The 13,451-nt window shown below is 36.2% G+C and carries 16 protein-coding genes; 8 read left to right on the top strand and 8 right to left on the bottom strand.

The genetic code is table 11. The annotated features are described in order from the left end of the window. Both E7Z79_RS02470 and E7Z79_RS02465 read left to right on the top strand, forming a co-directional pair. Window positions 1-318 (top strand): hypothetical protein (locus tag E7Z79_RS02470; RefSeq protein ID WP_303738398.1); only part of this gene is annotated, 318 nt, incomplete at its 5' end. A gap of 354 nt (window positions 319-672) precedes the next feature. Further along, window positions 673-1,641, top strand: a complete 969-nt coding sequence (locus E7Z79_RS02465) for a hypothetical protein (RefSeq protein WP_303738397.1) — start codon at window positions 673-675, stop codon at window positions 1,639-1,641. Window positions 1,642-1,671: 30 nt separating this feature from the next. Here E7Z79_RS02465 and E7Z79_RS02460 read toward each other — a convergent pair whose 3' ends face one another. The 3 genes from E7Z79_RS02460 to E7Z79_RS02450 form a co-directional block, all read right to left on the bottom strand. Beyond that, window positions 1,672-2,124 (bottom strand): dCMP deaminase family protein, encoded by a 453-nt coding sequence (locus E7Z79_RS02460; protein WP_303738396.1) that lies wholly within the window; start codon window positions 2,122-2,124, stop codon window positions 1,672-1,674. 167 nt (window positions 2,125-2,291) lie between these two features. Further along, complete coding sequence (locus E7Z79_RS02455) at window positions 2,292-2,705, bottom strand: nuclease (protein ID WP_303738395.1); 414 nt, start codon at window positions 2,703-2,705, stop codon at window positions 2,292-2,294. Between the two features lie 9 nt (window positions 2,706-2,714). Next, window positions 2,715-2,918, bottom strand: a complete 204-nt coding sequence (locus E7Z79_RS02450) for a MoaD/ThiS family protein (RefSeq protein ID WP_303738394.1) — start codon at window positions 2,916-2,918, stop codon at window positions 2,715-2,717. 296 nt (window positions 2,919-3,214) lie between these two features. Here E7Z79_RS02450 and E7Z79_RS02445 point away from each other — a divergent pair, with 296 nt between their 5' ends. Beyond that, the gene (locus tag E7Z79_RS02445) at window positions 3,215-3,928 is read left to right on the top strand and encodes an alpha/beta fold hydrolase (protein ID WP_303738393.1); all 714 of its coding nucleotides are present in this window, start codon (window positions 3,215-3,217) and stop codon (window positions 3,926-3,928) included. Between the two features lie 26 nt (window positions 3,929-3,954). Here the strand turns inward: E7Z79_RS02445 and E7Z79_RS02440 are convergent, their stop codons facing one another. Both E7Z79_RS02440 and E7Z79_RS02435 read right to left on the bottom strand, forming a co-directional pair. Beyond that, the gene (locus E7Z79_RS02440; RefSeq protein WP_303738392.1) at window positions 3,955-4,473 is read right to left on the bottom strand and encodes a macro domain-containing protein; all 519 of its coding nucleotides are present in this window, start codon (window positions 4,471-4,473) and stop codon (window positions 3,955-3,957) included. A gap of 15 nt (window positions 4,474-4,488) precedes the next feature. After that, on the bottom strand, window positions 4,489-5,751 hold the full coding sequence (locus E7Z79_RS02435) for an exodeoxyribonuclease III (RefSeq protein WP_303738391.1): 1,263 nt from the start codon (window positions 5,749-5,751) through the stop codon (window positions 4,489-4,491). 121 nt (window positions 5,752-5,872) lie between these two features. Here E7Z79_RS02435 and E7Z79_RS02430 point away from each other — a divergent pair, with 121 nt between their 5' ends. Continuing rightward, window positions 5,873-6,298: a hypothetical protein gene (locus E7Z79_RS02430; RefSeq protein ID WP_303738390.1), complete on the top strand. Its 426-nt coding sequence runs from the start codon at window positions 5,873-5,875 to the stop codon at window positions 6,296-6,298. Window positions 6,299-6,547: 249 nt separating this feature from the next. On the opposite strand, the gene E7Z79_RS02425 is transcribed toward E7Z79_RS02430, so the two are convergent. Continuing rightward, on the bottom strand, window positions 6,548-7,216 hold the full coding sequence (locus tag E7Z79_RS02425) for an Ada metal-binding domain-containing protein (protein WP_303738389.1): 669 nt from the start codon (window positions 7,214-7,216) through the stop codon (window positions 6,548-6,550). 95 nt (window positions 7,217-7,311) lie between these two features. Here E7Z79_RS02425 and E7Z79_RS02420 point away from each other — a divergent pair, with 95 nt between their 5' ends. The 3 genes from E7Z79_RS02420 to E7Z79_RS02410 all read left to right on the top strand — a co-directional run bounded on the left by E7Z79_RS02420 (window position 7,312) and on the right by E7Z79_RS02410 (window position 9,553). After that, entirely contained in the window at window positions 7,312-8,094 is a 783-nt protein-coding gene (locus E7Z79_RS02420; protein WP_303738399.1) for an ion channel, read from the top strand. 131 nt (window positions 8,095-8,225) lie between these two features. Continuing rightward, entirely contained in the window at window positions 8,226-8,825 is a 600-nt protein-coding gene (locus E7Z79_RS02415) for an Ig-like domain-containing protein (RefSeq protein ID WP_303738388.1), read from the top strand. A 218-nt stretch (window positions 8,826-9,043) separates the two neighbouring features. After that, window positions 9,044-9,553: a hypothetical protein gene (locus E7Z79_RS02410; RefSeq protein ID WP_303738387.1), complete on the top strand. Its 510-nt coding sequence runs from the start codon at window positions 9,044-9,046 to the stop codon at window positions 9,551-9,553. A gap of 85 nt (window positions 9,554-9,638) precedes the next feature. Here the strand turns inward: E7Z79_RS02410 and E7Z79_RS02405 are convergent, their stop codons facing one another. Then, the gene (locus tag E7Z79_RS02405; protein ID WP_303738386.1) at window positions 9,639-10,553 is read right to left on the bottom strand and encodes a hypothetical protein; all 915 of its coding nucleotides are present in this window, start codon (window positions 10,551-10,553) and stop codon (window positions 9,639-9,641) included. A gap of 564 nt (window positions 10,554-11,117) precedes the next feature. Here E7Z79_RS02405 and E7Z79_RS02400 point away from each other — a divergent pair. Then, window positions 11,118-12,542 carry a gamma-glutamylcyclotransferase gene (locus E7Z79_RS02400; protein WP_303738385.1) on the top strand — a complete coding sequence of 475 codons (1,425 nt, stop codon included), beginning with the start codon at window positions 11,118-11,120 and terminating at the stop codon, window positions 12,540-12,542. A gap of 70 nt (window positions 12,543-12,612) precedes the next feature. Here E7Z79_RS02400 and E7Z79_RS02395 read toward each other — a convergent pair whose 3' ends face one another. Next, entirely contained in the window at window positions 12,613-12,831 is a 219-nt protein-coding gene (locus tag E7Z79_RS02395; protein WP_303738384.1) for a DUF4870 domain-containing protein, read from the bottom strand. Between the last annotated feature and the right edge of the window lie 620 nt (window positions 12,832-13,451).

The following is a 13,451-nucleotide window of genomic DNA, read 5'->3' as shown; positions in this document are numbered from 1 at the left end:
ACTACCGAATTAGAAAAAGAAGCTTATTTCATCGTTAAATCAATTGCTTCAGAAGTTGCTGATGTAAACCGTATTGCATTGAGGGACAGGAAGCATTATTGTAATATTTTATTTGATGATAATCAACGTTTCCCTATTGTTCGTTTGCATTTCAATACTTCAAATCATTTACGTGTTGAATTCTATGATAAAATCACTTTAACATCTAATGGTGGTAAAATTGGTGATAAGGTAGATATTAAACAAGTTTCTGATTTGTATGATTATAAAAAACGTATTTTAAGTGTTATTAAGGAATATTTGGAGATGAATAATTAACTTCATTTTTTCATCTTTTTTTTCTTTTTTTTTATTGGATTATTTTTTTTGCACATTTCACTATTTTTTGGCTTGAAAATTATTTCTTTAACCCATATGTTTTTTGCAATTTTCACTAAATAATTAACTATAAAATAAGACCAATTATGAAATATTATTCCAAAATAAGCAAATAAAACATTTATATATTCAATCCGAAATAGTATAATTATTGATAGAAAAACCAGAACCCAATACAGTTGATGTAGGAATTCTTATATCACATGAATGATACATTTAACATTATTGTTAAACTGATTTGTGCATCAGGTGTGGCTTTTCAAACCGCATCTTTGCTTGTTGGAGAGTGATTGAATGAGAGAATGGCAGGTTGGAGATCCCGTCGGCGACGGCAACGACATAGGTGTTCCTGACACAAGATATATGGGTTATCTTAAAGATAGGGATGGAAATTCACAAGGAACTTTTGTTGATGAATTCAAAAATGACTATGCCAATTCATTCGACTTTTTCAAACTCAATCACGAGGAGGATGCATTCATGATGCTTGAATCCGCCTTCAGAATCTACAATGAAATGAGTGACCATGAAAGATCCCAGATTTCATACAATCCCTTCAACAGGGACTGGGTGATTGAGCTGTGCTGCAGAATTGCAAACATGCACGGCGGCAGGGTGAAAAGTGCAGTGACAATAATCATGCAGAATAGGGGTTCTGCAAAGATATGCAGGGCTTGTGACATGATTTATCCCTATTATCATGAAAGCTGTGGGAAATGCGGAAAGCCCCTGGAAAATCTCAACGCCAAGACCCCCGAAGAGCTCGGCGAGGAAATCTATGATGCAATAGGTCACTTCGTCTTCGATGAGGCCAGAAAGCAGAGACTCGTTGAAGAGTCAGTAAAGCTGATGAAGTCAAATGACTGCAGGCTGGTCAGCTTCCAGAGGGCAATGGATTACGGCATCGATTTCGTTTTCGAAAAGCCACACAGGTTTTTCACGACAACATATCTGTGTGAATACAATCCCCAATATATGGGGCCTCTTGCCTTTAAAGATTTCAGCATAGTGCATAACCATGATGACCTCCTCTCAGATGGAAGATTCTCTAAACTGGTAAGGGAAACTGAAAATGAGACTGGTTTTAAGTTCACCAAGTGTTCCGGAGGTTATGGTGCAAAGCTGGATTACGGCGGTTACGGATTCACATTCACCGATGAGATTGACGTTACCGTTAGCTTTGATATGGGTGACGGCAGGTATGCGGTCTATGACCTTGACTTGAAAAATATGAAACTTGAAAAAGGGTATAGGGTTTATTGATTGAATGAATGTCGAAACATTCGATTCAAGCTATTCCCGCAGGTTGGTGATGCCCTTCTGGCTGACGATCCTGTTGATTCCGGAGTTCTTTACCATCCTTGAGCATATAGGGCAAGGTTCGGCATCATCTATTTCGACCCATTCTCCGTCATCGTACTTTTCTCCGGCAAGATAGATGGTTGAGCCTATCATTTCATTTCTGCTTGCGCTCAGCATTGCATTCTGTTCGGCATGTACTGAAAAGCAGTCATTGTAGTTTCCTGAATTTGACGGAAGGTTCATCCTTTTGCAGTTTCCCCTGTCGCAGCAGTTTTCCTCTCCCCTTGGATTTCCGTTGTATCCTGTACTGACTATCTCGTCGTTGTTCACTATTACCGCTCCGTAGCGTCTTTTCAGGCAGGTGCTTCTTTTTGAAACGGCAAGGGCGATTGCAAGGTAATACTCATTTTTGCTCATACGGTTTGCACTGTTTTCGTCTGTCATGTATCTCATCTCCAAAATAGGTTAATTCTCACTTGTTATAATATTGATTTTGCTACTAATTAAATTGAATGCAAAATCATCGTTCCGGTTTCTGGTGATGGCATTATGTCATTAGCATTAAGCTTTTTGAAACTTCGGCATTGTTTTGAATGGTGATGTATCAATTGTTAGGGTTTTTCGCCTGTGTCGCATGGCTTTACCCAGTCCTTGCCATTAACAAGGGTTTCTATTGCATCCACAATGCAGTGGGGATTCCATCCTACCACAGCGTCTGATCTCTCCTCCAGTTCCTTCAGAATGTATTCCATTCCGAAGAAGCGAACCAGAAGCACCGGAACGCCAAATTCCTTTGATTTCTCGAAAAGTTCCTCAAACATCTCCTGATTGTTGTGGTAGAGGCCAAAAAGCATCACGATAACGTCCACGTCTTCAAACACCTCGTCGGTGAGGTCGTTGTCTTCGGTATTGTATTCGATGTATGAGAAGTCATTCTGGCTGTCGATTCTCTCCTTGTAAAAACCGTATTGGTCATCGGGGTCGTTTCCCTTTGTAATGAGCAGCTTATATGTCTTGTCTGTCATGAAATCGCCTTATCCTCCATATATGATTTGAACCAGCCTTATTTCGTCCCCGTCATTTATGACGCTTTCCTCGATTGCCAGCTCGCCGTTCTGCTTTGCCACCACGGTCTGGGCTGACAGTCCAAGCTCCTTTATCAGGTCGTTAATAGTATACTCTTCGCCTTTCTGTTCCCTTTCCTCATCAATTTCCTTAAACTTAAGATTGAAACTCATTTTTATCACTTCATATATTGTCTTTTGGGATTGAATCACCAAAAAATTAACAATTGTTATATTATTTTAGTGCAATATAAAACTTTCTATGCAATCATTAAAGCGAATGAAAAAACATTTTAAGTGAGGATAATTTAAATATAATTGTTTGTGAATTTGCATGAGGCATTATCCGGATGACAATAAAAAAGCATGGATAAACGTCAAAACATTATTGCGGGAAGTCATATTATGGAATCAAGAATAACAGTAAACAATATAGAAATGTCAATAAAGCAGGCTGAACAGGTCAGGACATGGTCCTTATTCATGGAATCTTTGCAAGCAAGGAAATCATGAATCCTCTTTACGACCACTTCAGCAAAACCCATCATGTGCTTTCATATGATGTCAGGGGACATGGAAAAAGCGACAAGCTGGAATCCTTTGATTTGGATGACTATGCGGATGACTTGAATGGAATCATCAATGAGCTGAATCTGGACAGGCCAATAGTGATAGGCATTTCAATGGGATCATATGTTGCCCTCAGGACTGCAGAAAAGTATCCTGACGCCCTTTCAAGGATAGTCCTTTTGGGAAGCAGGGGACAGGGTGAAATCTCACTGATGCAGAAGGCCGCCGAGGAAAACGAGGGAGATTCCGATATTGACTTGAAGGAAATGGGAAGGATGATTTCAAGAAGGGTTTATGCCCCGGACACAACCATGGAACAGGTTGCCGAGTTCTATAAGGGAAACCGCAGCGAAGTCGAGCTAACCGAGGAGGAAAGGAAAAACATCTATGCCTCACTTGCCCATTATGATATGGTAAGCGATGCCGATAGGGTCAGGATACCTGTTTTGCTTCTGGTCGGCGAATATGACGGAATCAATCCTCCCGAAGAATCAATCAGGCTTCATGAAATCCTTCCGACATCCGAATTGGAAATCGTTGAGGGTGCTGGCCATATCGCCTATCTTGAAAGGGAGTCCGAGGTCATCGAATTGATAGAATCATTCATTGGCTGAACCGCTTTGCCGCATTTTTGATATATTCAGAGCATGTCTTCAATTACAGACTCTCCAAGCTCCCTTGAGCTGTCGCTTAAAACGGCGAATATGATTCTGATTGGGTAGTCTGGATTGTCATTGATGAAATCTTGGCATGCCCCGATTGCCACCTGCCATGCCTGCCTTTTTGGATAGCCATAGATTCCTGATGAAATCACAGGAAAACCGATTGAGCTGCAGTCATGCTCCTTTGCCAGAATTAATGATTGTTCGTAAGCACTGTAGAGTAGTTCCTCTTCGTTGTTGTCTCCGCCGCTCCATATTGGGCCGACGGCATGGATGACGTATTTTGCCTTGAGATTGAATCCGGGGGTGATTACTGCACTGCCTGTCGGACATCCTCCTATTTCACTGCATGCTTCTGTAAGCTCATATGAACCTGCCGCACTGAATATCGCTCCGCACACTCCGCTTCCTTCCAGAAGCCCGCTGTTTGCAGCATTCACGACTGCATCAACATCCAACTCTGTGATTCCTTTTTGCTGTATTTCAATTGTACTCATTTTAATTGTCTCCTTTTAAATAAAATCGCTTTTCGGTCTTGCCTCGATGCCCAATTTCTTATACATTCTTCTGGTTGCAGGATTGGATTCAATTGCCAGATATTTATCTGCTTCATCCCCATGCTGTGGTATAACCTCATTTTCCATCCAATATTTTTTGATTTGTGTTGGCTGGCCACCAAAGTTCCAATAAGATTCATCAGGCTCAAAACCGGTTTTTTCCTTAATGTCTCTTAATATTTTATGGGATCTTTTATAAGGACTTGCAGTTATTAAAATAACGTAGTTGTCCTTGATTAACTCAATCAAATCTTTTTCATATTCCTGTGACTTGATTTTCTTCTCAATGGGATAGTTCCAGATTTCTTTGGAGTTGGCTATTAATGTGTAATTCAAATCCAGAAGGATTATCTTGTCTTTAGCTATTTCTAATTTCTCCTCTCGTGATTGTTCATTTTCATCTTCAGGTTCAGATAGTTTAATTCCACAATGGTAACAGAATTCATTATTGTTGTTGTTGACTGTACCGCATACTTGGCAGGAGTTCAATTCCAAAACAATAGGGGCATGGTCAGAACCTAATTGGTCTTTTAGGATATATGAATCTGTTAATGTACTTTCAAAACTTTTGGAAACTATGAAATAATCGAATCTATACCCATTATTTTTTGTTCGGGAATCCCATGCATATGGCCACCATGTAAAGTTATCTCCCTTGTCATTAAATTCACGGAATGCATCTAAATATTTTGTTGATAACAATTCTTTAAACCAAGCTTCCTCTTCTGGCATGAATCCGGATTTATTCTTGATATTTTTGATGTTTTTTGCATCAAGTTCAGTTGATATTCTATTAAAATCTCCACAGAATATTACAGGTTTATTTGATTTTTTTACATACTCTGTGAATTTATCATAAAAATCGGTCTTATGCTTATATTCTTCATTTCCTCCGGCGCCTGTAGGTGCATACATGTTAAATAAATTGAAATTTTCAAACTCAAGTTTAATAACTCTCCCTTCATCATCAAATTCCTTAATGCCCAAACCTTTTTTAACTGAAACTGGCTTTATTTTTGTATAAATGGCAGTTCCACTATAATTTACGCCTTTTTGTGATGGGAATAAATAGGAATAATAATTTTCAACTTCAGGTATTTCTGCACTTTTAACTTCTTGAAGACATAAAATATCTGGTTTTTCAGCAAATATTTCCTCAAAATGTCCAGTCTTTATCAAAGATTTGATTCCATTAACATTCCATGAGATAATTTTCATATAATCACCTTTTAATATAATTATATTAATCACATAATATATACTGTTTATATGAATTCTTTATATGGACTTATTATAGATTCCTTAGAAAACTAGGTATTATTGGTGAAGTGGTGATGTAATGAATAAAAAAGAGAAAATAGCCATTATTGCATTATTGGTGATTATTATAATCTTGATTGGTTCAATATGTCTTTTCATGAATGGCGATACAGATAATAAGAATAATCAGACAACTCAAATTAACAATACTACAAACGCAACTACAGAAGTAATTAATGCAACATTGGCTGATGATAGTGAAGATACCTCCACTCAATCAAGTTCCTCTGAAGAAAGTGAACCTGAATTCGGTACAGATGAGTATGTTGATAAGTGGGATGAATCACAAAAAACAGATACTGGTTGGGCATATCTGCATGACCAGCCTGTAAAATCAGAAAATGGACATGAATACAAAAGGATGTATGATCCAGACACTCAAGAGGGTTACTGGTATCAGATGGACCAGGAATATGATGAGGATGAGTATTTTAATAATAAATAATGGGTCTGTAAGATAATTAATAAATGATTCCTGTTTTATTTTGGTCTAACAGGATATCATTTTAAATTTTTAAACACATATTAAACATAACTTTATGATGAGTGATTTTTGTCTTTTTTCGACAAATTAAATTATTTTAATTTTTTTCATGCTATAATTAAAATAAAAGAGTTGACAGGTAAAAAGTAGTTTATGTTAAGATATTTTCAAAAAAAAACATTGAAGAGAGGATATTAACCTCTCTTTTGACTAAGGATTGCAGTGTCCACAAGGGGAATATCCTGATCCTGCAGCCTCGTCACGGCTTGAGAAGAACACCTTGTTTGAAGGGTCCATCTTGTCCACATCGCCGCATCCCGGAGCATGGAATTTTCCTGTTTCGAGGTTTCCGACATAACTGCTTGAGGTGCCGGAATGGTAGCTGCTTCCGCCGGAGCCTGAACCTGAACCGGAATCTGATGATGAGCCTGAATCACTTGATGAAGCTGAGCTTGAGATGTAGCTGTGATCATAGTCTCCAAGGCCGAAGGTCTGAATTCCACTGCCGGCAGATAGGAGAACCTCTTTTGAAGCCAACAGATTATTGTTTGTGTCATAGATGTTGATTTTCGCATTGTCAGGGAACAGACTGTATGCATCCGCACTTCTGACATTGACGAATCCGTCGGATGTCACGGTTATAGGAACCATGTTCCCGTTGTTGAGTATGGAACCGTCACGTGAGTACCAGATTTGTATGATGACCTCGTCTCCTGCATATTGGCTTCCAACATCAACGGAAGCGTAGGTCAAATCCTCCAGACCACCGTCTGTCGAAAAGGCCCCTCCCTGTATTTCCATCGCAGCTACAGCTGAAAGGCCGCTGATTGCGATTAGACTGATTGTCAATAATATAAATATCATTTTTTTATAATGCATTTTTTCACCTTCTGTTATATAGTATACTATTTAAATCAAATGATTGATAAATATTAACATACTATCATGAAAAATTTTAAAAGGAGCTTATTTTGATGAAATTTCGTGGAATGGAAGTCAACAGGACAATGGCAGTATGGCTGGGAATACAAGTCCTTATTATAGTTGATATTGTCCTGATTACTTATGGAATGCTGTTTCCGATTTCAGATGTAACATCAGTTCAGATAATGTTTTTTGACTTTTGCGTATGTTTGATCCTTTTGGCGGAATGGATTATAAATTTCTATTTGTCCAGTCCGAAAACCGTTTTTTTAAAGCAATGGGATAACTGGGTAAGTTTGATTGCATCCATTCCATTTGATGTGATTCTGCCGTCAATCATTCCGGGAGCTATCCTTTTAAGGTATCTCAGGCTTTTGAAACTTCTCAGAATTATAGTCCTTTTCAGCAGGTTCTTTGACGGTTTGGCATTATTCCTTAAAAAAAGCAGTCTCGACAAGATTCTCGGCGGGATAATTTTTACCATAATCATCTTCACTTTTCTATTCTGGATATATGGGCCCACATATAATCTGTTTGACGACTTCTACTTTGTCATCGTTACCTTATCCACAGTTGGTTATGGTGATGTGACTCCCCAGTCATTCCAGGAAAAGCTAATCACCGTAATCCTGATTATCGTTGGGGTATTCATATTCTCAACAATCACTGCAGCGATATCCTCCTATCTCATAGACAGACTTGTAAAAGATGATGATGAAAAAATTTCTGAGAAGCTGGATAAAATGCAGGAAAATCTTGATGAGCTTCACAGGGAAAATCAGGACTTGAAGAATGAGATAAGTGAATTAAAGGATTTGATTAGAAAGGACTGACTCATATTGAAGGTTTTTAATTTTTATAGATTTGAATCTATTAGATAATCTTAAACTTCAAGAACCTCTATATTAATGGGTCGTTGTATATTTTCCATTAATTTTAATAACATCTAAAACATACTCTTTTTATGGATAAGAAAAGAATTTTGATAATATTGGTAGTGTTAATAATCGTTGGCATTATATTAATTGGTAATGTTTATTTCATGAAGGATTCTCATGAAAAAACTAATTTAACAATAACCAGTGATGATAATTTGACAAATGAAGATGTATTAACTCTAAGATTAACAAATGAAAGTAATATTGGAATTGCGAATAAAACTGTTAATATTAATTTAACTGATTCAAATAACAATACTAAAACAATCAATGTCACAACAGACTCTAAAGGAAATGGTAACTTTACACTTAACATTAGTGCGGGTAACTATACGGTCAATGCTAGTTTCAGTGGTGATGAACATTATAAAACTTCCTACACATTACAAAATCTAACTGTTGTTGAAGAGGCTATAGAAACAGGCAATTATGAGTCTAGTTCGGTACAATCATCAAATTCCCAATATGATTCATCATATAGTGACGATTATGAAGACGATGGAATTGTGTATTCAACTGATCCTAATTCAGACAAATCCGTATTAGATGAAAATGGAAACATTGATCAGGATAAAGTAGATTATTATAACCAGATAGCACATGAAAAATACGGGCCAATTGGTTAATTAAAAGTTTTTGTCTAAAAAAATAATGTCTTTAAAAGTCTAGAGAATTATATTTTATTAACATATGCTGATTTAACATTTTCTTAATGTGTATAATATATTATATTTTCAATTGAACTTTTTATGATTTTTACTCCAAAATCAATGGAATACAAATAAAATACCATATATACTAATGTTGATAAATTATTAATTAACAATAATATTGAGGTTATAAAATGGACATAAAAAAAGTATTTCTGATAACACTGATTGTAGTGGCAGCCATTGCTTCAATAAGTGCTGCTGGTGCAGGATTTTTAGATGGTCTAATTGGCAATGAGCCACAGGATAATGTTATTGAAATAGATAATATTAAATTTAACACAACAAATGTGACAAAATTTGAACTAAGCGAGAATGAAACAGATGATTATGGATATGTAAGTTGGTTTGTTGATGAAAATGATACTGGATATAATGTACATATTTTTAACTATAATTCATTAGATAATGATTTATTTAAAACAAGCTTTGTACCAACATATAAAGAAAGATATGATAATGCACCTACTCAAACTGTAAATGGAGTCGTTATATATACCACTACTGCAAATACTGGCAATCATATTGGAGAACCAAGATATAAAGCTTATGTTGAAAATTATGATTTGAATAAAATAGTTGATTTCTCATCTCCAGATCCTAACGAAACAGCCAAAATGGCCTTATCTTTAAAATTTGAATAAAATAAAATATGGAGATGCTATTGAGCATTTCCTTCATTAATTTTTTACTTTTATTTTTTTGAATGAATTTTATCAATTCGCAATGTTACCAATAAGATTTGACTTTAGCAGTTTTTACGCCACGTAAGCTATAACTGGATTTATACTTAAATAAACCGCCTTTTACAATATCATAACCCGGATTCTCATAATTAGTAGTCAATTCCACACTATATTTATGAGGGAAACCGCTTTGCATGCCTCCAAATCGGATTATCATGTAAACCTTAGCTTTTTTAGTTACTACTTTTTTATATTTTGTAATTTCTTTGATTATTCTATATTTGGTTTTGTTTTTCACTTTAACTTTTTTTATAGAGTATCGGAACTTTGGATGTAATTTCTTTATATATTTTTTTGCTTTTTTCTTGGTGTAAAATGATTTAACTGTTTTGTATTTAGTTCCTTTATACCCAAATCCTAATTTTTGTTTGACTGTTTTTCCAGTATATTTTTTCACTGAATAGTATAATCCTTGAGAATTAACAGTATACCAGTCAAATTCATCTCCAGAATCGTAAAGGTAATCTTCCTCATAAAAAAGGTCTTCCGCATAATGTGCATTATAAAATATGGCATAATCATATTTGCTGATCGTTACGGAATATTTTCCAATTTTGAATGTCCTGTCTGCTAGTGTTGCTTTTGCAGCTATGGTGTCATGATCAATTTCATATTCATATTCATCGTCATATTCATATTCGTCTTCGTCATATTCATATGTCAATGTTGGTTTTTGCATTGATGAGATTATATTTGATTCATTGCTAGCGGTAATTAAATTCTCTTCATTTGTTTGAACGGTGTCCTGTGTTTCGTTAATAGTAGTTTGTTCAAATACATATTCTTGATTATCTTCGTTTATTTCAAGAGTATCTGTTTGATTATCGTCTGCAGCGTTAACAATTCCAATGCTTAGCAATAATATTGTTAATATCAGACATATTTTCAATATCTTCATATTTCCTCCAAAATTTTATATATATTCTTTTCGCAAGCATTAAATGCTCTGTGATAATATTATGTGTGTATCATGTATTTATACATTTATCTAGTTTTTCATATATTTTTATTAAATTTTCACGTATTTTGTTTAGAATTTTCATAATGGTCGCATTGTTTTGGTTTGTTTTGTTATTATTAATTAATATACAGTTTTGGCTTTTAGGTCTGTTTAATTCTATGTTTTGGAAGTTCTTAAAATAAACTAGTGGAGTATAAATTTCTTTAAGGGAAACAATTCAATGTTTTTTCCTTATTTTTGCGATTGAACAAATTACATTAATCTAAAAGGTTATAATAATTTTTTGATGAATGATTTTTTAATTTTAACAAATTTTTATAAATTATGTTTAATCAATATAGTTGAACATTAGAAATGTCACTAACGATTTCATGATTTTATATGTAACTGACCAAAAGATTTATATATGTGTAAAAATATATAATAAACTATGTCTAAAGACATCCACCAAATGTTTTCAGGACAAACTTTTTTGAAATAAACTTAACAGGAGCCATTACCATGAAAATGATAAAACTCGAAAAACAAAAACACAATGAACCTAAGTTTGACGAACTTTCCGAAATGCTTTTGAGCATGAAGGATTTCCTTTCCGAAGAAACTGATTTCAATGACAAGCAGTGGGTTTGTAACCTCAACGCCATCATTGATTTCCAGGACGAAGACGGAAGCTTCAAGCTCTTCGATTCCTATAGCATTCCAAGCGATGCAAGAGTCGAATTCTGCCACCTGCCTACATACCTCGCAACAGCGACACTCATGAAGGCATACATGACAGATTCCGAATCCTTTACAATCAAGGAAACATCCGCCCTTTCAAAGGGCCTTAAGATGTCCACCGCAAGAAACCTCACCGGCCACGGCTATGAGGGACTCAAGGGCCAGATTGAAGCTCTGAACATATTCATGAAGGCGGGACTCAATGAGTTCCTTGATCTCCACGCTGACCTTTGCCCTGAATTCAGCGAAATGATGGAAGGCATCATCGCCAAGTTCGAGGACATGGAGGCTCAGGGCAAGTTCAAAGGCCCGTGGGGCGAAAGCTATGAGGACGAAATCAAGGCGGTCAACAAATACTTCAGCCATAGAAAGGTCTTTGTCTATGGAACCCTCATGAAGGGCGAGACAAACAACGGATTCATGAGCCACAGCACATTCCTCGGCAAGACTGTCATTGAAGGCTATGAGATGTATGACTGCGGATGGTATCCTGCAATCATCCCCGGTGACGGACTTGTCATAGGGGAGGTGTACAGCGTTCCCGTTGAGGACATCCCTTCAATAGATGCCCTTGAGGGCGAGGGAAGCCTTTACGTGAAAAAGTGCGAAAAGATAACCCTGAACGGGGAGTCAACATTTGCATTCGTCTATGTCTATCTTGGGGACTGCTCAGGCTTTGAAAAGATTCCTGCATGGAAGGAGCATGTTTGGTACGTTTCCTACGGAAGCAACATGCTTTATGAAAGCTTCATGAGATATATCGTGGGCGGATCATACGGAACCAGCGCATGGCGCGCACCCTGCAAGGACATGACACTTCCAGTGGCTGTCAAGACCGTGGAAATACCTTTCGACATGTATTTCGGCAACCTGAGCTCCTGGGGAGGGGGCGTCTCATTTCTGGACACCACCAAAAAGGGAAAATCCCTTGGAGTTGCATATCTCATAACACGCGAGCAGTTCGAGCATGTCTCATGCGAGGAAAACGGAGGCCGCTGCCCTGGAGAAGGCGAATGGTATGAGGACATCATCGACCTTGAAGAGATGGACGGCTTTGAGGTTAAGACAATAACCAACAACAAGCTTCGCACATACAATGAGCCATCCCTGTCATATATGGAAACCCTGTTTAAGGGGATAAAGGAGAACTGGCCTGAAATGTCTGAAAATGATATCTGGAATTATCTCTGCAGCTGCATGAGATAATCAGGTTTCCTATTTTTTTTAAAATAAGAGGAATTGAAAAAAAAGAAAAAGAGCTTATCGTATAGATAAGCTAAAATAGTGATGGGAACAGTCCTGCTGTAACAAGGATTATGCTGATAATCCATACGGCTATCGCAAAGATGATTATATACTTTCCATGCTTGTTGTAGAAAGGATTTTCCTTTTGTGTGAAGAACAGCACTGCACCTATGATTGCGCCGATAAGTGGGGATACGAGTGAGACAAGGTATCCTACAATTACAATCACCAGCTCTTTTGTTTCCGCCATATTGTCACCTCTTGATTTTAATTCAATTCCTTGCTTTTGCCATGTTTTAGTGTAATGGCCATTTAAGCAATGAATTGAATATATTTATGTTTTGTTCACTTTTAAATTTTTGTTGAAAAGTGATTCAATAGGGGTCATGTAAATCTATATGAAAAATTTTTAGTTTCCAATGCTTTTTTGTGATTTAGTGTAAAATATTATATACTAACATAATATGTGTCGCAAGACGCTCCAAAAAATAAATTTAAACTTGGGGAGTGGTTCAGCTCCCATTTCTTTTACTTTTTTGACTACTTTTTTCCATGTAATTAACTATAATTATTTTTACATTTAGGTTAAATTATTCCATGGTTTATATCGATTAGTCTATGAATATCTTATCATTTCTTCAATTTAAACGATACATTGGAATATATCAAAAAACTGGTGTATTGTTAGCAACATGTAAACTAAGAAATTATATCATAACCTCAAAAAAACAATGCTTCTTGAAAAAAATACTATGAAAACTGGAGAATACATAATTGTTATACTATGGCATGAAATGCTTTAATCTTCTAATTTTGAGGATATTCTCTTTCGAATTTTGTAACATTTATTAATTAAATTAATTGATTATT

This window comes from Methanobrevibacter thaueri (assembly GCF_015062905.1).
Taxonomy (GTDB): domain Archaea; phylum Methanobacteriota; class Methanobacteria; order Methanobacteriales; family Methanobacteriaceae; genus Methanocatella; species Methanocatella thaueri_A.
This window is presented reverse-complemented; position numbering and strand designations above follow the sequence as displayed.

Bases quoted from the DNA above. Each gene is read 5' to 3' on its own strand.
- E7Z79_RS02445 (WP_303738393.1), top strand. From the start codon at position 3,215: ATGGTCCTTATTCATGGAATCTTTGCAAGCAAGGAAATCATGAATCCT.
- E7Z79_RS02435 (WP_303738391.1), bottom strand. From the start codon at position 5,751: ATGAAAATTATCTCATGGAATGTTAATGGAATCAAATCTTTGATAAAG.
- E7Z79_RS02425 (WP_303738389.1), bottom strand. From the start codon at position 7,216: ATGCATTATAAAAAAATGATATTTATATTATTGACAATCAGTCTAATC.
- E7Z79_RS02460 (WP_303738396.1), bottom strand. From the start codon at position 2,124: ATGACAGACGAAAACAGTGCAAACCGTATGAGCAAAAATGAGTATTAC.
- E7Z79_RS02465 (WP_303738397.1), top strand. From the start codon at position 673: ATGAGAGAATGGCAGGTTGGAGATCCCGTCGGCGACGGCAACGACATA.
- E7Z79_RS02415 (WP_303738388.1), top strand. From the start codon at position 8,226: ATGGATAAGAAAAGAATTTTGATAATATTGGTAGTGTTAATAATCGTT.
- E7Z79_RS02400 (WP_303738385.1), top strand. From the start codon at position 11,118: ATGAAAATGATAAAACTCGAAAAACAAAAACACAATGAACCTAAGTTT.
- E7Z79_RS02395 (WP_303738384.1), bottom strand. From the start codon at position 12,831: ATGGCGGAAACAAAAGAGCTGGTGATTGTAATTGTAGGATACCTTGTC.
- E7Z79_RS02420 (WP_303738399.1), top strand. From the start codon at position 7,312: ATGAAATTTCGTGGAATGGAAGTCAACAGGACAATGGCAGTATGGCTG.
- E7Z79_RS02405 (WP_303738386.1), bottom strand. From the start codon at position 10,553: ATGAAGATATTGAAAATATGTCTGATATTAACAATATTATTGCTAAGC.
- E7Z79_RS02440 (WP_303738392.1), bottom strand. From the start codon at position 4,473: ATGAGTACAATTGAAATACAGCAAAAAGGAATCACAGAGTTGGATGTT.
- E7Z79_RS02455 (WP_303738395.1), bottom strand. From the start codon at position 2,705: ATGACAGACAAGACATATAAGCTGCTCATTACAAAGGGAAACGACCCC.
- E7Z79_RS02450 (WP_303738394.1), bottom strand. From the start codon at position 2,918: ATGAGTTTCAATCTTAAGTTTAAGGAAATTGATGAGGAAAGGGAACAG.
- E7Z79_RS02410 (WP_303738387.1), top strand. From the start codon at position 9,044: ATGGACATAAAAAAAGTATTTCTGATAACACTGATTGTAGTGGCAGCC.
- E7Z79_RS02430 (WP_303738390.1), top strand. From the start codon at position 5,873: ATGAATAAAAAAGAGAAAATAGCCATTATTGCATTATTGGTGATTATT.